17 protein-coding genes are annotated in these 19731 nt (G+C 50.9%); 8 read left to right on the top strand and 9 right to left on the bottom strand.

All coding sequences use genetic code 11. The features are described from left to right. Positions 1 to 4 precede the first annotated feature (4 nt). The 3 genes from P2W70_RS30485 to P2W70_RS30475 all read left to right on the top strand — a co-directional run bounded on the left by P2W70_RS30485 (position 5) and on the right by P2W70_RS30475 (position 2233). Complete coding sequence (locus P2W70_RS30485; RefSeq protein WP_276485367.1) at positions 5 to 928, top strand: NAD(P)-dependent oxidoreductase; 924 nt, start codon at positions 5 to 7, stop codon at positions 926 to 928. Positions 929 to 1191: 263 nt separating this feature from the next. Then, positions 1192 to 1665 (top strand): transcription elongation factor GreA, encoded by a 474-nt coding sequence (greA, locus tag P2W70_RS30480; RefSeq protein WP_276485366.1) that lies wholly within the window; start codon positions 1192 to 1194, stop codon positions 1663 to 1665. 178 nt (positions 1666 to 1843) lie between these two features. Then, positions 1844 to 2233: an HIT family protein gene (locus P2W70_RS30475; RefSeq protein WP_276485365.1), complete on the top strand. Its 390-nt coding sequence runs from the start codon at positions 1844 to 1846 to the stop codon at positions 2231 to 2233. Positions 2234 to 2247: 14 nt separating this feature from the next. Here the strand turns inward: P2W70_RS30475 and ruvC are convergent, their stop codons facing one another. After that, positions 2248 to 2829 (bottom strand): crossover junction endodeoxyribonuclease RuvC, encoded by a 582-nt coding sequence (ruvC, locus tag P2W70_RS30470; RefSeq protein ID WP_276485364.1) that lies wholly within the window; start codon positions 2827 to 2829, stop codon positions 2248 to 2250. A gap of 128 nt (positions 2830 to 2957) precedes the next feature. Between ruvC and P2W70_RS30465 the strand changes: the two genes are divergently transcribed. Both P2W70_RS30465 and P2W70_RS30460 read left to right on the top strand, forming a co-directional pair. Then, a complete protein-coding gene (locus P2W70_RS30465; RefSeq protein WP_276485363.1) occupies positions 2958 to 3914 on the top strand; it encodes a lysylphosphatidylglycerol synthase domain-containing protein in 957 nt (318 codons plus the stop codon). 56 nt (positions 3915 to 3970) lie between these two features. After that, positions 3971 to 4780, top strand: a complete 810-nt coding sequence (locus tag P2W70_RS30460) for a DUF3108 domain-containing protein (protein ID WP_276485362.1) — start codon at positions 3971 to 3973, stop codon at positions 4778 to 4780. A gap of 53 nt (positions 4781 to 4833) precedes the next feature. On the opposite strand, the gene P2W70_RS30455 is transcribed toward P2W70_RS30460, so the two are convergent. The 5 genes from P2W70_RS30455 to P2W70_RS30435 form a co-directional block, all read right to left on the bottom strand. Continuing rightward, the gene (locus P2W70_RS30455; RefSeq protein ID WP_276485361.1) at positions 4834 to 5676 is read right to left on the bottom strand and encodes an MBL fold metallo-hydrolase; all 843 of its coding nucleotides are present in this window, start codon (positions 5674 to 5676) and stop codon (positions 4834 to 4836) included. Next, a complete protein-coding gene (locus tag P2W70_RS30450; RefSeq protein ID WP_276485360.1) occupies positions 5676 to 6980 on the bottom strand; it encodes an MFS transporter in 1305 nt (434 codons plus the stop codon). The genes P2W70_RS30455 and P2W70_RS30450 overlap by 1 nt, the downstream gene beginning before the upstream one ends. Before the next feature lie 54 nt (positions 6981 to 7034). Beyond that, the gene (locus P2W70_RS30445) at positions 7035 to 7868 is read right to left on the bottom strand and encodes an undecaprenyl-diphosphate phosphatase (RefSeq protein WP_276485359.1); all 834 of its coding nucleotides are present in this window, start codon (positions 7866 to 7868) and stop codon (positions 7035 to 7037) included. A 94-nt stretch (positions 7869 to 7962) separates the two neighbouring features. Further along, positions 7963 to 8217 (bottom strand): DUF3098 domain-containing protein, encoded by a 255-nt coding sequence (locus P2W70_RS30440; RefSeq protein WP_276485358.1) that lies wholly within the window; start codon positions 8215 to 8217, stop codon positions 7963 to 7965. Between the two features lie 115 nt (positions 8218 to 8332). Continuing rightward, positions 8333 to 9208, bottom strand: a complete 876-nt coding sequence (locus P2W70_RS30435) for a cell division protein FtsX (protein WP_276485357.1) — start codon at positions 9206 to 9208, stop codon at positions 8333 to 8335. Positions 9209 to 9440: 232 nt separating this feature from the next. On the opposite strand from P2W70_RS30435, the gene leuS reads away from it, so the two are divergent. Further along, positions 9441 to 12227: a leucine--tRNA ligase gene (gene leuS, locus P2W70_RS30430; protein ID WP_276485356.1), complete on the top strand. Its 2787-nt coding sequence runs from the start codon at positions 9441 to 9443 to the stop codon at positions 12225 to 12227. A 195-nt stretch (positions 12228 to 12422) separates the two neighbouring features. On the opposite strand, the gene P2W70_RS30425 is transcribed toward leuS, so the two are convergent. Then, positions 12423 to 13487: a hypothetical protein gene (locus tag P2W70_RS30425; RefSeq protein WP_276485355.1), complete on the bottom strand. Its 1065-nt coding sequence runs from the start codon at positions 13485 to 13487 to the stop codon at positions 12423 to 12425. 175 nt (positions 13488 to 13662) lie between these two features. Continuing rightward, a complete protein-coding gene (locus P2W70_RS30420) occupies positions 13663 to 16917 on the bottom strand; it encodes a S41 family peptidase (RefSeq protein ID WP_276485354.1) in 3255 nt (1084 codons plus the stop codon). A gap of 219 nt (positions 16918 to 17136) precedes the next feature. On the opposite strand from P2W70_RS30420, the gene P2W70_RS30415 reads away from it, so the two are divergent. Both P2W70_RS30415 and P2W70_RS30410 read left to right on the top strand, forming a co-directional pair. Then, positions 17137 to 17838, top strand: coding sequence for a peptidoglycan DD-metalloendopeptidase family protein (locus P2W70_RS30415; RefSeq protein WP_276485353.1), 702 nt, complete (start codon positions 17137 to 17139; stop codon positions 17836 to 17838). A 211-nt stretch (positions 17839 to 18049) separates the two neighbouring features. Next, positions 18050 to 19282, top strand: a complete 1233-nt coding sequence (locus P2W70_RS30410; protein WP_276485352.1) for an OmpA family protein — start codon at positions 18050 to 18052, stop codon at positions 19280 to 19282. 134 nt (positions 19283 to 19416) lie between these two features. Here the strand turns inward: P2W70_RS30410 and P2W70_RS30405 are convergent, their stop codons facing one another. Beyond that, positions 19417 to 19701, bottom strand: coding sequence for a hypothetical protein (locus tag P2W70_RS30405; protein ID WP_276485351.1), 285 nt, complete (start codon positions 19699 to 19701; stop codon positions 19417 to 19419). Positions 19702 to 19731: the final 30 nt, after the last annotated feature.

Raw genomic sequence — 19731 nt, 5'->3', positions numbered from 1 at the left:
GAGCATGAAGAAAGTTATCGTTACGGCCAAAGTGCACAATTACCTCATCGAGCAATTGGAATTGAAGGGGTATACGGTCGCGTACCTGCCCCAGATCAGCTATGAAGAACTGCTGGAGCAGGTCGCCGATGCAACCGGGCTCATTGTGACCACCCGATTGAAGATCGATAAAGCCATCCTGGACCGGGCAGCCAGCCTGCAATGGATCGGTCGCCTGGGCAGTGGTATGGAACTGATCGATGTGACCTATGCGCAATCCAAAGGCATTACCTGTGTCAGCAGTCCCGAAGGCAATCGCAATGCCGTGGGTGAGCAGGCACTCGGCATGGTGCTCGGCTTGATGAACAAGCTGTACAGCAGCATGCAGGAGATCCGGGAGGGCAAGTGGATCCGCGACCAGAACCGGGCGACCGAGCTGACGGGCAAAACGGTTGGCATCATTGGCTTCGGCAATACCGGTGGCGCCTTTGCCAAAGTATTGTCGTCGTTCGATGTTACCATCCTGGCGCACGACAAGTATAAGTTCGGATTTGCGAAAGAGTTGGTGAAAGAGGCCAACCGGGAACAGGTGGCCCGGTACGCTGATGTGATCAGTATGCACTTGCCGTTGACGGATGAAACGTATCATTATGCCAACGACGACTTTTTCAACAGCCTGGAGCGTACACCGTATTTCATCAATACCTCGCGGGGAAAGGTACACGATACCGCCGCCCTGATCCGGGCATTGAAAAACGGCAAGATCGCCGGGGCTGCACTGGATGTATTGGAGAATGAAAAGCTGGCCACCTATTCAGACACCGAGCAGCAGCAGCTCAACTGGTTGCTGGCACAGCCGAATGTACTGGTCACGCCACACATTGCCGGATACAGCCATGAGGCCTTCTACAAGATGGCCAAAGTGGTGCTGGATAAGCTGGGCATTTAGCCTCGCGGGCAGGGGTATCGTAAATGTGTAGACCTGACACAAAAAGGAGCCGGAGTATCCTATTGTCCAGCAGGTTATAATTGAATTAGAACTTGTTTTTTTGGGCAATATTCCCGGAACCTTGGGTTTTAATTCAAAATTTAGTTATATTTTTGCTCTGTTACACAATCATGCAACGCTTCAGCGGGATACCTGAGGCGTTGTTCTTTTTTTCTGTTACCGGAGCCAAACGAGCGCCGGACTAAAAAAATAAGGAGGTTACTATGAGTAGTGTTCTATATGTAAGTAAAGATACACTCGAACAAATGAGGGTTGAATTGTTGACGATGCGTACGGTAGACAGACCCGCTGCTGCCCGTGCGATCGCTGAAGCGCGTGAAAAAGGAGATTTGAAAGAGAATGCCGAATACGATGCTGCCAAAGAGGCCCAGGGTATCCTGGAAGCCAAGATCAAAAAATTGGAAGGCGACTTAGCCAGTGCGCGTGTACTGGAAGCCGATAATGTAGATACGAGCAAAGTGTCGATCCTGACCAAGGTCACACTGCGCAACCTGAAAACAAAGAAGGAACTGACTTACCAGATCGTTTCTGAAAAAGAAGCCGATCTGAAACTGGGTAAGATCTCTGTTACTTCTCCCATCGGGAAGGGCTTGCTGGGTAAAACCATTGGTGATGTTGCGGAAGTGCAGATACCGGCCGGTGTGGTGACGTTTAAGATCGAAAACATAACTACCTAAGCATCTTTTTTGGCAGTTCAGCTGCTGCGCGATAAGATTGCCCCGCCCAACCGGCGGGGTTTTTTAATGCCCGGTGTCACAAGCCGGCGCTCTTTCTTAGCTTTGTTGCATGAAAGGTTTTACTTTCATACGGTTCAAATCCCAATTGCTTCACCTTATAGCTAAATTGACAGGTGGTATGACTATTTTCTCGAAGATCATTGCCGGAGATATCCCTTCTTACAAAATTGCGGAGAATGACAAGTTCTTTGCATTCCTCGATATCTTTCCCATGGCGGAAGGCCATGTATTGGTGGTACCCAAAACGGAGATCGACCGTTTTTTTGAAGTACCCGATACGTACCTCTCCGAAATACTCCTGTTTGCCAGGCCCATCGCCCAGGCGATTGAAAAGGCTTTTCCCTGCGATCGTTGTGGTATCTCGGTGATGGGCCTGGAAGTGCCGCATGCGCATATGCACCTGGTACCCATCAACAGTGCCGACGACCTTAATTTTACCAGGCCCAAATTAAAACTGAGCCCCGAGCAACTGAAAGCCGTACAGGAAAAAATCCTGGCGAATTTGTAGGATGCCTGGAGCTCCTATTTTAGCTTGATACGCCCTGGATTGTTCTTGATGAAGTCTTCCCAACCTTTTACCTTATTACCTGCAGAAGGACCTACGATCCGCTCCTGGTAGTGGTGGCAAACAGCTACAGCGAGCGCATCGGAAATATCGTAGTGATTGATGACGGTATCTTGCAGCGCCAGGATCTGTTGCAGCATTTTCCAGACTTGTTCCTTGTCGGCATTACCATTGCCGGTAATGGACTGCTTGATCTTCTTGGGCGAATATTCCTGTACGATGAGGTTGGCGCCCATGGCAGCCGCAATGGCCACGCCCTGGGCACGGCCCAGTTTTAGCATACTTTGAACGTTCTTGCCGAAGAAGGGCGCCTCGATGGCGAAGTATTGGGGCTTGAAGGTGGCAATGAGGCCCGTCACCTTCTGGTGAATGAGTTGCAGGCGTTCGTACTGGTCTTTTTTGGCACTCAGGCGCAGTACATCCATATCCAGTACCTTGATCTGCCGGGGCGTAGCGGCAATGATGCTGTACCCCATCATGAGGGTGCCCGGGTCGATGCCAAGAATTATTTTTGGAGACTGTTGCAAGGTATGGGTCAAATTCAGTTTATTTTGTATCTCATTGCCCGTTGTCTGAACTTGTTGAGTGTGTTCTCTTTATAAATTCCAGACAGGGCATTCAAATCTTATAGCCGCTGAACAAAAGTATCAAAATAATCCTCAACTATGTGATCGGCCCGCTGGTGTTCATCGTGCTCGCCTGGTCGATCTGGCATCAACTGCTGCGGCAACCCAACTGGCGGGAGTCTTTTGTGCATATCGGCGAGGCCCTGCAGGGCAACGGCCTTTGGCAACTGGGCCTGGCGGCGCTGCTGATGCTGGTTAACTGGAGCATCGAGGCCCGTAAATGGCAGGTGGTCATCAACCGCATACAGCCCATCGGCTTCGTGCAATCGCTCAAGGCGATCTTTACCGGCACCACCATGGCTTTCTTCACCCCCAACCGCATTGGTGAATACGTTGGGCGAATTCTCTATATCGACGAGAGCAAGCGGGTGCAGGGCATTTCACTGACCATCGTTTGCAGCATCGCGCAGTTACTGGTGACCCTGGTAGCGGGCCTGGGAGCGCTGGCCTACATGAAACAGGTAGTGGCTGCACAACAGCCGGGCGATGGGTCGCTGGTATTCTGGATCAATACCCTGCTGTGGTGTACAGCATTCGGTACAGCCATTTTAACATTATTTTATTTCCGGCTGGCCTGGCTGGTGAGGTGGATTGAAAAAATACCAAAGATCGAACGGTTTGTACGCTATATCCATGTTTTAGATTCTTTTAACGCAACTATCCTCCTGCGCATATTGTCTTTATCTGTAATCCGGTATATTGTGTTTATCGGGCAATATTACCTGGTGTTTTCGGTTTTTGAGGTGTCGCTTACCCCGGTACAGGTTTTTGCGTCTATTGGGGTGGTTTTCCTGGTGCTGGCTGTGGTGCCGACGATCGCAGTGATCACGGAATTGGGCGTGCGGTGGAAGGCAAGTATAGAGTTGGTACAATTTTTTAGCACCAACACATGGGGGGTATTGGCCACCTCATTGTCAATATGGATTATCAATTTAGTAATACCAGCGTTGATCGGGAGTTTGTTAATTTTAGGAATCCGTATCTTCAAAAACAGATAGGGGAAATCCATCCCGGCGTCGCTGATTCGACTAACTATTAAGAATAAGATTGATACATGAAAAGCTTTCGAATTTTGGCTTTCTTCGGACTCTTCGGGATCAGCTTTCCAATGCAGGCGGGTAGTGGATCGGGAGACGGGTTTTGCACCATCAAGAACACGGCCTTCCAGCCGGAAGAAATCTTAACTTATAAAGTATTCTATACGGTTGCCGGTGCCTTTATCGGGGCTGGTGAAGCGACCTTCCGGTCGAGCGTTGAAAGGCTGCACAACAAACCCGTGTATCACATCATCGGCGAAGGCAAAACCTTCAGCTTCTACGACGGTATCTTCAAAGTGCGCGATAAATACGAAACCTATATCGATACGGCCACCTTTCAGCCCTACCGTTTTGTACGCAACGTGAATGAAGGCAGCTACAAAAAGTACGAGCTCGTCGATTTCAACAAAACCACCAATGCGGCCGTGACGAATGACGGCGTCTTCAAAGTGCCGGAATGTGTGCAGGATGTGCTGAGTGCGATCTATTACGCCCGCAATATCGACTTCAACAAATACAAGCCGGGTGACAAGATCACCTTCTCCCTGTTTCTCGATAAAGAGGTTTTTGAAATGTACATCCGCTATCTGGGCAAAGAAACCGTAAAGACCAAATACGGTAAGTTCCGGGCCATCAAGTTCAAGCCACTGCTGCTCAAAGGCACCATCTTTGAAGGCGGAGAGAAAATGACCGTATGGGTGAGCGATGACAAAAACCATGTACCCTTGCGCGTAGAAAGCCCTATCTCTGTGGGCAGCGTCAAGGTGGATATGCTCAGCTACCGCAACCTGCGACATGACCTGACCTCGTTGATCGAGGTGCGGTAAGCGGGTTTGGCAATTCTTCCTGCGATTTTGTAAAGCGCCTGCGGGTGCCTGAATTACAATTCCGACAATTTGAACGTCTCCTTGTGACGTATGCCCTTCTCGGTTTGCTGCAGGGTACAGCATTCGTGTACCGGATCGTGCTCGAAGAAAAGGACATAATCGTTGTTGACGGCCTCCGTCAGGTAGGTTTTCTTTTCCTGCAAGGTCGTCAGCGGAAACATGTCGTAGGCCATTACATACGGTAAGGGGATATGTCCGATGGAGGGCAGCAGGTCGGCCATGTACAGGATGGTGCGTCCCTTGTAGTTGATCTGGGGCAGCATCATGGCATCGGTATGGCCATTGACGAAGCGGATAGTGATATCAGGGTGTCCAAAAGTGATGCCGTCGAGGGGTTCGATGAATTTGAGCTGGCCACTGGCTTCGATGGGCAGAATATTCTCTTTGAGGAATGAGGCTTTCTCACGTTCATTGGGTCTGGTCGCCCAATCCCAGTGGCGGAGATTGCTCCAGTAGTGGGCATTCCTGAAAGCGGGTACCAATTGATCGCCCTGGCGCACGATGCTGCCACCACAGTGGTCAAAATGCAGGTGGGTAAGGAATACATCGGTGATGTCATCGCGGTGCAAGCCCAGCTGTTGCAGCGAGCCATCGAGCGAGTGGTTACCGTGCAGGTGGTAGTGACCGAGGAATTTCGCGTCCTGTTTATCACCGATACCGTTGTCGACCAGGATGAGGCGGTTGCCGTCTTCAATCAGCAGGCTGCGCATGGCCCAGCTGCAGAGATTGTTGTCGTCGGCCGGATTGAGTTTATGCCAGATGCTTTTGGGCACCACGCCAAACATAGCGCCGCCATCCAGTTTGAAGTTGCCGGTGTGTACGGTATGTAGTTTCATCAGGAAGCTTTTTGTTGCTGTTTATACAGCGCCGAATATAGCCAGATTAACCCAATGACGAAGAAAACGATTAAGGATAGCACGGAGGTTTTCATGCTGCCGGTCAGTTCTTCAATAAAACCGAAACTGAAAATGCCGATCACGATAGCGATCTTTTCCGTAAGGTCATAATAACTGAAGAATGATGCTGTGTCACGGGTCTCGGGCATCAACTTGGAATAGGTTGAGCGGCTGAGCGACTGAATGCCGCCCATAACGAGACCTACAGCCACTGCTAATCCGTAAAAATGGAATTCCGGATCGCCGCCGTTTTCTTTTACTACTGCAGTATAGTAGGCTGCCAGGCAAATGAATATCCAGAGTACTACCACACCCATCAACACCTTGAGGTTGCCGTATATGGCAGATAGCCGTGACATTCCCCAGGCGCCCAGGATGGCTACCAGTTGAATGATTACCACGGTGATGATCAGTTTGGTTTCATTGAGACCAAGCATTTTGCTGCCAAACATGGTAGCCGCCAGCATCACGGTTTGTACACCCATGTTGTAGAAGAAGAAACCACGCAAGAAACGTTTCAGTACCGGCATCAGCTTTACCTGACTGTAAACTTTTTTGATCTCGCCGAAGCTTTCTTTGAGGATATCCGAAGTATGTTTCTGGATGGACGGTTGAGAAGCGGGTAATATGCGGAAGGTGATCTGGGCGAATCCCAGCCACCAGATACCTGTCAGCAGAAAAGTGAGTCTTGACGCCATGCCCGCGCTAGGCAACACCAGCACCAACACAAACCCGATGATCTGCAGCAAAACGCTACCGATGTAACCAAAAGAGTAGCCCTTAGCGCTTATTCGGTCTCTGTCTGCCTCTGCAGCGATTTCGGGCAGATAGGAGTTATAGAATACCAGGCTGCCGCAGTAGCCAATGGCGGCCAGTATGAACATGAATATGCCATATTCTACATTGGCCCCCTCGAAGAAGTATAGAGCACTGCAGCCCAGCGCCCCCATATAGCAGAAGAACTGCATGAACTTTTTCTTATTGCCCCGGGTGTCGGCAATCGAAGTAAGGATGGGGTACAACAGCGCGATTACCAGATAGGCAGCAGCAATGGCATAATCGTATAAGGCGGAATTGACGAAATCGCGACCCAGAAAGGAAATCTTGTCGCTTTTGAAATGATCTTTGGTAGCGGCATTAAAATAGATCGGGAAAAACGTCGTCGTGATAACGAGGTTATAGACCGAGTTGGCCCAATCGTACATGGCCCACCCGTTAATTACTTTTTTGGATGCTGTTTGCATAAACAGAAGGGTTTAAACAGTAAGCCAATTGCACACGTCAGGGGCCAGCACAGGTTATTCAGCGATCACATGGGTATAGATCAGGATCAGCAGGATGATGCCGGCAATGATACGGTACCAGCCAAACAGGCGGAAACCGCGCTTTTGCAGGAAGCCGATAAAGAACTTGATCGCCAGCATCGCCACCACAAAGGCAACGACATTGCCTACGATGAAAGCATAGAGGTTGTTGGACGAGCTCAGGATCAGTTCATACCCTTTCATCGGCGTGCCCGTGCCTTCCCAGTCTTTCAGAAACAGGGAGTAGCCGCTGGCAGCACACATGGTAGGTACGGCGAGGAAGAAGGAAAACTCGGCAGCGAGTTTACGTGTCAACTTTTGTTGCATGCCACCGATAATGGAGGCAGCACTGCGGCTTATACCGGGTATCATGGCAATACACTGCCACAACCCAATCATGAAGGCCTTGCCATTGCTGATCTTTTCTTCGGTATCGATGCCTTTATCAGTCTGCCCGGCGAAAGCCTTGTCGATGAATAGCAGCACGATACCGCCCACCAGCAAGGTGATGGCTACGGTCGTAGGGCTTTCCAGCAGGGCATCGATCTTATCGGAAAACAACAAGCCCAGTGTGAGGGCGGGTATTACGGCCAGGATCAGTTTCAGGTAAAATTGCCAGCGCTTGAAATCGAAGAACTTTCTCCAGTACAATACGACTACGGCCATGATGGCGCCGAGCTGGATGGCCACTTCAAACAGTTTGGTAAACTCTTCTTTGTGGATGTCCATCAGGCTGCTCGCAATGATCATATGCCCGGTGGAGGAAATAGGAAGATACTCAGTAAGGCCTTCTACGATAGCAATAATAATAGCCTGGAAAAGATTCATATTGGAAGATTGGCGGGTAAATACAAGTTCAGCACAATAGGGCAGCAGTGAGCAACACGGCGCACAGCGACACTATAACGAACCGGCCGTCAACTTATGCTTTGGGTTTGCGGAAAATAGCAAAAACTTCAATACCGAGACCGGCCAGGATCAGGATGGGAGCCAGGGTAATACGGCGGAAGCTATACACTTCGGTATTGGTAAATACATTGGGATCTTTGCTGTTGCCACCGATCATCATTGCCAGGCCAATCAACATCACAACCAGACCGATAACGATCCATTTGTAGTTTTCTTTGCTAAACAGGGTGGGCTCTTGCTTTTTTTCGGTGGTTAACTTTTCGGCCATTATCCAATAGTATTAAGGCTGCAATATAGGAAAGTTTCGGATTTGTGCTAAGTTCCTGAAACAGAAAGGCCGGGGAATTGAATGCCCCGGCCTGTTAAGTATTTCTTAAGGGACCTTAATACAGGTCGTCGAGCTTCATTTTCAGGTACTTTAAGACGCTGCGGTAGGTGCTGAACAGCGAAATGCTGATGCCCAGGATCACCAGGAAGGCGAACAACAGGAGCAGTTTGCCATTGTCGCGCAGGTCGGCCAGGTAGGGCAGGAAATGCTCGCTCAGCATCATCACCACGTAGATAATGGCAATGGCGATGAGCGCCGACACCGTTCCATTCACGATGGCCCGCACGGTCATCGGCCGGGCAATAAAGCCCCGGGTAGCCCCTACCATTTGCATGGTTTTGATGATAAAGCGGTTGCTGTACATCGCCAGGCGGATGGTATTATCGATCAGTACGATGGAGAAAATACAGAAAATACCCGCCAGGATGGCGAATACGATCAGTCCCACCCGTACAGAAGACGTCATTTTCTCGACTACGAAGGCGGGGTATTGCACACTTTCTACCACCTGGTTCTGCTTTTCCAGTTCGGTTTTGATCTGGGTAACGCTGTCGCGGTGTACGTAGGCGCTGTTCATGTTCACGTCGAAAGAAGCGGGGAGGGGATTCTCTTCCAGCAGCTCTTTGAAGTCGCTTTCGCCACTCTTGAGCCAGCGCTGTTTGGCAGCTTCCTGGTCAATGTATTCGTACGATTTGGTATATGGCTGGGCGGCGATATAGGCTTTGAGGGTCTCCACATCCTGCGGGGTAATATTCTTTTTCAGAAACACCTGCACTTTCACGTCCTCCTTCATTTCCTCGGTATACTGGCGGGCATTGAGCAGCAACCAACCAAAGATGCCCACAAAAAAGAGCACGATGGTTACCCCCAAAATGGCCATAAAATAAGAAGGCTTGGAACGCTTGGCCGATCCTTTCCCGAATTGAGCCATGAAACAATAATTTTGATGGGTTAGTTAATAAACGGATAACGGCAAAAATAGCGGTTTTATCCCGCTTAAGCCGGATAATCCGTATTTTTGACGCCCTACTAACGGTTGTACAGCCGGAAAAATTTTGAGGGTAAACGCCTTTTAACGTTTCCTCAACGATCCCCGGAGTGCCCGCGCCGATGCTGGGGTGCAAGAATAATACCATCAAAAATCTGAATCGTAACGGATATATATGGAATACAAATTCAGCCATATCGAGAAGAAATGGCAACAGACCTGGAAAGAGACGAACGCTTACAAGGTGAGCAATGACAGCGACCGGCCCAAGTATTATGTACTGGATATGTTTCCTTATCCCAGCGGCGCCGGCCTGCACGTGGGTCACCCGCTCGGCTATATCGCCAGTGATATCTTCGCCCGCTACAAAAGGCTCAAAGGCTTCAATGTACTGCACCCCATGGGGTATGATGCTTTTGGTCTGCCCGCCGAGCAATATGCGATCGACCACGGTATTCACCCCGCGGTATCGACCGACAACAACATCAACAATTTCCGCCAGCAGCTTGATAATATCGGCTTCTGCTACGACTGGGACCGCGAGATCCGCACCTCCGATCCCGGTTATTATAAATGGACCCAGTGGATCTTCCTGCAACTGTTTCACAGCTTTTTCAACCGCCAGACGAAGAAGGCCGAGCCCATCGCCGAACTCGTAAAGGTGTTTGAAAAGGAAGGCAACGCGGCCCACCCCTGTCCCGGCGACTCGTCGATTAAGTTTACCGCCCAACTCTGGGCGGGCTTCGACCAGGCCCAGCAAATGGACATCCTGATGGAGTACCGCCTGGCCTTTTGCGGGTATGGTGAAGTAAACTGGTGCGAGGCACTGGGTACCGTACTGGCCAACGATGAAGTGATCAACGGCGTCAGCGAACGCGGTGGATTCCCGGTAGTGAAGAAAAAACTGCGTCAATGGTACCTCCGCATCACCGAGTACGCCGACCGCCTGCTCGAAGGACTGGAGCGGATCGAGTTCAGTGATGCCATGAAGGAAATGCAAAGCAACTGGATCGGCAAAAGCTATGGCGCCGAGATCAGCTTTGCCTTCAAACCACACGATGGCAAGCTCACTTCGGCCGAGGCGAAACTGACCGTATACACCACGCGTCCCGATACGATCTTTGGGGTCGACTTCATGGTGATAGCGCCAGAGCACGACTGGATAGAAACCATTACTACCCCCGATCAAAAGCAGGCGGTAGAAGACTATATCGCGTATGTAAAGAGCCGCAGCGAGCGCGAGCGTATGGCGGAGAAAAAGATCTCCGGCGTATTTACCGGCGCCTATGTGCTCAATCCCTTCGACGGTCGCGAGATTCCCGTGTGGATCTCTGAGTACGTATTGGCAGGATATGGTACGGGTGCTATCATGGCCGTGCCTTGCGGCGACGAGCGTGACCACAAGTTTGCCCGTCATTTCAATATACCCATCACCAATATCATCGGTGGCCATTACAATGGGGAAGAGGCGAATCCGACCAAGGATGCGATACTCGAGAACTCCGGTTTCCTGAACGGACTGGTGATGCGCGAAGCGATGGTCGTCAGCATCGACAAGCTGGAAGAGCTCGGTATTGGCGTACGCAAAGTCAATTATAAGATGCGCGACGCAGCTTTCAGCCGTCAGCGTTATTGGGGAGAACCTTTCCCCATTGCCTGGAAGGAAGGTGTAGCCTATCCGCTGGCCGAAAGCGAATTGCCAGTGGCATTGCCGGACCTCGAAGAGATCAAGCCGGGTGTAGAAGGAGAAGGTCCGCTGAGCAACCTGCCGGAGTGGATCAAGTCTTCACCCATCGGTGGCGAACGCGAAAGTTCTACCATGCCCGGTTATGCCGGCAGCAGCTGGTACTTCCTGCGTTACATGGACCCGCACAATGACGGCACTTTCTGCGATCGCAAAGTGAGTGATTACTGGGGACAGGTGGATCTGTACATCGGTGGTACTGAACATGCCGTAGGGCATCTGCTTTACAGCCGTATGTGGACCAAAGCACTCTATGACCTGGGCCATATCGGGTTTGATGAGCCGTTCAAGAAACTGGTGAACCAAGGTAAGATCGGTGGCGACTCCCGCCTGATCTATCGTGTACGCGGCACCAACGAATTTGTATCCGTAGGATTGAAAGATCAATATGAAACCGACGAGCTGCACGTAGATGTTACCATCGTCGACGGGCTGGAACTGGATGTAGAAGCATTCACAAACTCAAGGGCCGAATATGCCAATGCCACTTTTGTGCTGGAAGACGGCAAGTATATCTGTGGTTCACGCCTCGAGAAAATGGGCAAGCGCTATTTCAATGTCGTAAACCCCGATGATATCGTAGCCAAATTTGGCGCCGATACCTTCCGCATGTACGAAATGTTCCTTGGTCCGGTGGAGCAAGACAAACCCTGGGATACCAAAGGCATCGAAGGCGTGCACCGTTTTATCAAAAAGTTCTGGCGTTTGTTCTACGATGAAGTCAAAGGGCAGGTATGGAATACAGAGCAACCCACGGACGCTGAATTTAAGGTGCTGCACAGAACGATCAAGAAGATCGAAGAAGATACAGAGCGTTTCTCTTTCAACACGGCCGTGAGTACGTTTATGATCTGTCTCAATGACCTGACGGATCTGAAATGTAACAAGAAAGATATCCTGCAGCCATTGCTCGTATTGTTGACGCCTTATGCGCCGCACGTAACGGAAGAGCTGTGGCAACTGTTGGGTAATACCAGTTCGGTACTTAATGCTGCATACCCCACCTTCGAGCCGAAATACCTCGTGGAGAGCAACAAGGAATACCCCATCTCGGTGAATGGTAAACTGCGCACGACCATCAACATTGCGCTGGATGCTCCACAGGAAGACGTAGAGCGTATCGTACTCTCGAATGATGTGATCCAAAAGTGGATGGAAGGCAAGCCGCACAAGCGGGTTATCTACGTGAAGGGCAAGATGGTGAATGTAGTAATCTAAAAAGATCAATTTTCAATAGTAAAGGCGTCTCCCCCGAGACGCCTTTTTTCATGGCCACACTTCAGCAATGAACGGTCTATTGTCAATTCCTGATCTAATGTCTGTTTGGTCTGTGCCTGGCGTCATCGGCTCGGGTAGGCACTGGCCAGTATGTTGATCTCGAAGACTGGTTGTAAAGCCAAAGCCCGCTCACCGCTATTGTCCGTCGTCTTTTTGCTTGATCAACCGGATCAGCGCACTACTGTTCTCATCCGCATGCAGGCGCGCCTCATATCTTTTCTTCCCCACAATCGCCACCATAAACGATGTATTGGGCGGAATGGAGCCCAGGTTCTCCGCCACCATCACCAACTCATTGTCGTTGTCGAGCTCGCTCGCCTCGATGAAGATAGTATAGGGCTGATCGGTAAGTCGTATATTTTTAAAGATGAGTTTCTTGTTGAGGAAGAGGGCAATGGAATCGCCATCCACCTGCGCATTGTCGTAAAAGCGCAATTCGATCCTTGGCGCCGTCACCGGGATCACGGTCTGCAGTTTATTGGTACGCGATGTGAACTTGTCTTCTGGGGTAAGCGGTTTGCCAACAGGTTTAGGCGCAGTAATCTCCGGTTCTCTTGAAGCGACTACCGGCGGCACTATCGTAATCGGTGTTGGCGCAGCCACCGTCACGGCTGGTTTGGGCCGCCTGTCAGGCGCCACCATCGCAATGGAAGTTGCCGTCAGTTCCATATCCACCGGGGTGGGGGCATAAGATAGCCGCGCAATGCTGTCGATGATATCAGGATGGTTAGCGCCTACGGTATAGTTGTCAATCACGAAATCCCACTCATCGGTAAAAGTTGGATGGGTGATCTTTTCGAGTGCCACCGGTCCGGTAGGAATCTCTTTGTGATCGCGATCAGTACTGCTGCCATCGAGCAGCATCTTGTCTTCACCGGGACAATTGAAATCAGCCACCGCCAGCAGCGGTGTGATTCCCTTGCCAGTGAGCTTGTCTTCCAGCAAGGTCTCATCCCACCAAACCACATTATTTGTTTGCCCATCGAAATAACCACGTACCGCATAACGCCGGTAATGGTTCTTCGATGTATAATAATAAGCCGTGTCCACCAGGCTATCGCCTTTCTTCACCAGCTTGAGTTCGGTACGCAGTCCGCCGCTCTTTCCTTTCCAGGCACCTGTAATGGTCTGCGTAAAAGCTGCTGACTGGAAGAGGCAGCACATCAGCCAGCTACAAACAATGATCCGGATCGTTTTCAAATGGTTATTGTTGGATGATACAATATAGAACGGATGCAACATATGATTATTTCACCTTAAGTTTCTTTTAACGATTGGCACCCGTTCAGAAGCAAAAGGGGTGAACCTGTACAGGCCCACCCCTTTTGCTATTGTACCCAACAGCAGAACATTGGTCTGCTGGTAGTCGCTTATGTTAGAATCCTTTCTTCGGAGCTTGTTTGATCTGCTCCAGCATTTCCTTCACCGCACGCTCCAACTGCTGATCATATCCTTTCAGGATCGATTTGTAATCGTTGGATAGCTTGATATCCGGCTCCAGTTGCAGGTTTTCCGTAGGCCTGTTCTCCTTGCCAATGGTAGCCACCATCGGGATACCAAATACCAACGTGGGGTCGATCTGTTGCTCCCACCATACGGCTGTACCGGTACCAGGCACCGGCATGCCGATCAGTTTGCCCAGGTTGAGACTTTTGTACGCATAGGGGAAGAGGAAGGCATCGGAGTAATTGCTTTCGCTCATCAGCACACAGGAAGGGTTGCTCCATTTGTTGCGGGGTTCACCAGAAGTGGGCGTAACGCCTTGTGGCGAGAAGTCCATATACTTTTTACCCCCGAGGAAGGTCACCAGGTCGTCGTGCAACCAGCCGCCGCCGTTAAAGCGTGTATCGACGATGAGGGCTTCTTTGGTCGCATTTTTACCCAGCACTTCTTCATATACCGTGCGGTAGCTGCCATCGTTCATGCCTTGAATATGTACATAACCAACCTTGCCGCCAGACAGCTCATCTACCTTCTTGCGCATGGCTTTTACCCAACGATTGTACAGCAGTCCCTGCTCATCACCCTGGCCAATGGGCTTCAGGGTCTCTTCCCAACGTTCTTTGGTAGCTGGATTGTACAGGCTCAGCAATACATTCTTGCCAGTCTTGCGGTTCAGCAATTTGTTCCAATCCATATTGTCGGTGATGGTCTCGCCGTCGATCTTTTCGATCACGGTACCGGTAGCGATCTTCGTTTTCGCATTCAGCAACGGACCACCTTCGATCACTTCCATCACCTTGGTGCCGGGTCCTGTAAAGGTTTCATCATACAGCAGGCCAAGGCTGGCCGTAGCATCTGTATTCACTTGCTGCGGCGAATAACGACCGCCGGTGTGGGAAGCATTCAGTTCGCCCAGCAATTCACTGAGCAACTCCTGGTAATCGTAGTTGTTGTTGATATACGGCAGGAACTTAGCATAGGTCGTCTTGTACAGGTTCCAGTTGGTGCCCTGCAATTTGGGATCATAGAATTTCTTCACGACCTGCCGCCAGGCATGGTCGTAAATGTATTCCCGCTCACCGGCCGCATTGAGGTTCATCTCACCATTGACCGTAACCGGCGATACTCGGCCGGCCTCTGCATCTACTTTCATGATGCGGCCATCGCTCACGACAAACAGGCTCTTGCCATCTTTGGTGATATCTAGACCGGCCGGACCACCATCCAGTTTGGTCAGGATCTTCGTTTCGCGCGTACGGGTATTGGTCAACCAGAGGTCGTAGCCTTTCTCCACCCGTGCCAGGTAATACAGTTTCTCGCCATCGTTGCTCAGGATATAGTCGGAGATATTGCCCGAGTTGATGGTGAGGCGTTCCTTGCGGTTGTCGAGGTTCTCGAATGCAGGTTGCCAGTCTTTTTCTTTCTTCGCAATGGCGGCCTGCAGGGCAGTATCCTTCTTCTCTTTCTTGTCGTTCTCCTCTTTCTCCTTCAGCAGGGCATAGTCGTCTTTGCTGAGCTTGAAGCGGTCATACAACTCCTGGTCGAAGAACATGGCATAGATATCCACCTCGCGGGCGCCCTGGAAGGCCAGTGGCTTCTTGCCATCGCGATCAGTGAGCCAAAGCAGTGCTTTGCCATTGAAACCCCATTTGGCGCCCGCGTCGGCAAAACCGCTTTCAGTGACGTTCTTGCGTTCACCACTGCCATCGGCTTTCATCAGGGCCACTTCTGCAGTGCCCCAACGTCCTTCGGCCGAGTTGAAAGCAATCCACTTGCCATCAGGGCTCCACTTGAAACTCTGATCACCATCGGAGTAAGAGAAGTTGATCCCCTTGGGAACGATGGTGCGGCTTTTCTTGCCCGCGATATTGTACACCTTCACGATATTCCTTTCCTCGAGATAGGCGATCTCTTTGCCGTCGGGCGATACCACCGGTTGAAACTCATCCGCCTCCGTAGCAATCAGCGGTTCTTCCTTCAATACCGTCGAGGCATAGAAATAAGGCTCTTCTTTCCGTTCGATCGTGGTACGGTATACGTCCCAGCTATTGCCACGTTCTGCGGCATAGATGATGGAGCGACCATCAGGACTAAACTGTAACGTACGTTCTTGCTGCGGGGTATTGGTGATGCGTTTGGTAATACCACCTTCTACCGAAGTCACAAATACTTCACCACGTACGATGAAAGCAATCTCTTTCCCGTTGGGCGAGAGCACGGTTTGTGTAACGCCGGTATTGATGGGCAATATCTTTTCAGCATTGGTGCGTCCATCGGTATTGATACGGATAGCGACCTTTTTAGCTTGTCCGCCTTCCTTCAGCGTATAGATCTCGCCATCGTAGGTAAAGCACAATGTGTTGTCATTGGCGCGCGACAGGTGGCGCACCGGGTGATCCTTGAACTGCGTCACCTGTTGCTCCGCGATCTTTGTTTTAACGGGTGCTTTGTAGATATTCTGACTATTGCCATTCTTTTCGCTCAGGTAATAGAACGACTGATCGTCGGCTGAGAAGAGCGGCTCGCGGTCTTCACCACCAAAACCCGATACTTGTTGGTAGTCGTCTTTCTTGACATCATACAGCCAAATATCGCGGGTAACGGCAGAGGTATGGTGTTTGCGCCAGGGATCTTCGTAACCCTTGCGGTCCTGGAAGATGAGTTGGTCACCCTTGCTGTTGAAACGGGCAAATTCCGAACCCGCGGAAAGGAACATCACAGAGCGGCCACCAGTGACGGGTACTTCATATAATTTCTGGAAAAGCGCGCGCTGCGGAAAGCGGGCGCTGGTATAAATATCATTGCGGTTGGTACCAAAGATGACCTTCTTGCCGTCGGGCGTAAAGTCGTAGGGGTAATCATTGGCCGAGTGGTAGGTGAGCCGGGTAGCTTCTCCGCCCGTGGCAGGCATCACATACACATCGAAATTGCCATAGCGGTCGCTGGTAAAAGCAATGTTTTTACCATCGCGGCTCCAGACCGGCATAAAATCATGGGCTTCGTGCAGGGTCAGCGGCACCGCATCGCCGCCGGCTGCCGGTACCTTGTACAGATCGCCTTTATAACTGAAAACGATGGATTGACCATCGGGCGAAATAGCGGGATAGCGCAGCCAAAGGGGACTTTGTTGTGCCGTTGCCAGTTTGACCATCACCAGCAACGAAAACACAAGGAGGTATTTATTCATAAATGAGCAGGTTTTGACAAAAGAATTGAAATAAAGGTAGCAATCCGGGATATTTGCAAGGGAGGGGATTGCATGAAAGCGCGAATAGTATTACAAGCGGTGAGGTGGACTACTCCCTTAGCCTGCCTGAAAAGGAGGGGAAGCAAGGCTTTAACCGCAACCACTGTAACAGAACGATCGTTTTCCCGACCTATAATCGTAACTAATTTATCCTGTTGTATGCCATCACCATTCGACAATACTTTACGCAAGTATCAATTTACCTTCAAGCCGGTAGTCGACTTCGATCCCGTTCAGGATCAATTGCTGCACCTCGACTTTACGGAGCGCAACAAGGGATTGACTGCCGATATCATCGATGATACGAACCGCTTTGCCGCCTATATCGATCACCAGGTGAAGGCAGCAGGGTGTCGCTATGGCATTGGTGGATATGATGAGAACAGAACGGTATACAGCCGCAGCAGTCATTTCAGCGGACAACCGGGCGAGGAGCCCCGGCGGCTTCACCTCGGCATCGATGTCTGGGCACCAGCCGGGACGCCGGTCTATGCCTTTATGGGAGGTATGGTACACAGCTATGCTTTCAACGACCTGTTTGGTGATTATGGGGCTACACTGGTCCTGCTGCACCAGCTCGACGGCATTCCATTCTATACCTTATACGGACATGTTAGTTTAGCAGATATTCAGAAAGTACAGGCTGGCCAATATGTATCCGTCGGTCAGGAGATCGCTCATTTTGGTGAGCCTGCTGAAAATGGCCATTGGCCGCCGCACCTGCATTTTCAGATCATTCTCGATATGGAACTGAAAGAAGGAGATTACCCTGGTGTATGTAAGTATTCGGAAAGGGACAAGTACCTGGCCAATTGTCCCGACCCCGACCTGATCCTTCAAATGATGCGTTACGCGAAATAATCTCATAACATAGACTTCATTCAACAAAAAGGGCCGTCACAGGCCCTTTTTGCTATATTACTCTTCGCTATCGCCTTACTGCACGTTATTTACCACTGAACTACACAAAGATTATCCCTCCAGGGCTTCCAGGCCATGACCCTCTTCCGGTCCGCCCACCAGGCGGTTGCCCGATCCATTCTTTATTATTCATTAAAAAAATGATCTTACCATGTCATTCAATCTTGTTGACTCAGTGAAAAGTCTTTTCACCAGTGATCTCACCAGCAAAATGGCTTCTTCTTTTGGCGAAAGTGAAGGCAGTATTCAGAAGGCGCTTAGCGGAGCGATCCCGGCCGTACTGGCGGGGCTGCTCAATAAAGCAGGCACTACCGATGGCATATCGAGCATTCTCAACCTGTCGAAAGATGCCGCATCGAGTGGTGTACTCAGCAACCTGGGAGGTTTTGCCAGTAGTGGCGGTCTGGTCACCAAAGGACTCGACTGGCTCAAGAGCATATTTGGCAGCCGGTTCGACAGCATCACCAGCCTGATATCCGGCTTTTCTGGTATCCGCGACTCTTCGGCGGCCTCCTTGCTGAGTGTGGCGGCACCGGCAGCACTGGGTACATTGGGGCAACAGGTGAGTGCGAACAACCTCGGGGTCAGTGGCCTGTCCTCGCTGTTGGCCAACCAAAAAAGTTCCATCATCAGTGCCATCCCTTCGGGGCTCAACCTTGCGGGTGCATTGGGGCTGGGTAGCCTTACCGACCTGGGTAGCAAACTGACAGGCACCATTGGTGGCGCAACCAGCACGGCCCGTGCTACGGTCGACAATGCCGCCCGGGGAGGCAACAAGTGGCTGGTGCCGCTGATCATTGCGCTAATAGCCATTGGCGTCATCTATTACCTGTCCAAAGGGTGCAATAAGAGTGCGGAGGAGGCAAAGGTGTTGCCGGCAGATACGATCACTACCACAGCGCCTACAGAATCGCCTACGCTTACCTCCATCAAAGTGGCCTTGCCCAATGGGGTAGAACTCGATGCTTATAAAGGCGGGATCGAAGACCGGCTCGTAGCATTTCTCAATGACCCAGCCTCACAGGGTGGTAAAGATGTTTGGTTCGATTTCGATAACCTGAACTTCGAAACAGGCAGCGCGCAACTCACTGCAGCCAGTTCAGCCCAGGTCAATAATATTGCTGCCATCCTCAACGCGTATCCGACCCTGAAGATCAAGATCGGTGGGTATACCGATAAAACAGGGGATGAAGCCGTGAATAAAAAACTATCGCAAGACCGTGCCGAAACCGTGTTGAATGCCCTGAAGGCCACCGGTGCCAAAGAAGCGCAATTGGTAGGGGCAGAAGGCTATGGCTCTGAATTTGCCAAGGCACCCGCCGACGCTTCCGATGAGCAACGCAAACCCGATCGGCGCATAGCGGTACAGGTACGCGAGAAATAAAAGCGTTTGATACAACCAATGAAAGAGCGGATCACCGGCAGGGGCCGGCCGCTCTTTTGTGATGTGGTGTTTAGTCGGTGATTAGCCTGCGATGGTGGTGAAAGTAAGGTAACCGCTACTGAGTGTGCGGCCGATCAAAGCAGCGCCTTGACGATCTCCTCCCATTCCTGGTCGAGCGAATAACCGGGCATGCGTTTGCCCGCCTTGTTGTACCAGTAGTTGGCGTTGAAGGTGTCACCTTCTTTACGGTGCAGGTAGGCATGTATCCACGAAGCCGTTTTATCCGGCACGTCCTGAATTGTCTCGTGCGAGGCGTCCCAATCCCCTTTACCTTCATGCCAAAGGGCTTGCAGGTATACGGAGATGTTTGACGGCGGAGTGGGTTCAGAAAGGCTGGCGTGGAATTGATCGTAATTCATGGTATCAAAGATAAACAACAAAAAGCCAGG

Source organism: Paraflavitalea pollutisoli, from assembly GCF_029360705.1.
GTDB lineage: Bacteria > Bacteroidota > Bacteroidia > Chitinophagales > Chitinophagaceae > Paraflavitalea > Paraflavitalea pollutisoli.
The sequence above is the reverse complement of the archived record's forward strand: the minus strand, read 5'-3'. Positions and strand labels throughout refer to the sequence as shown.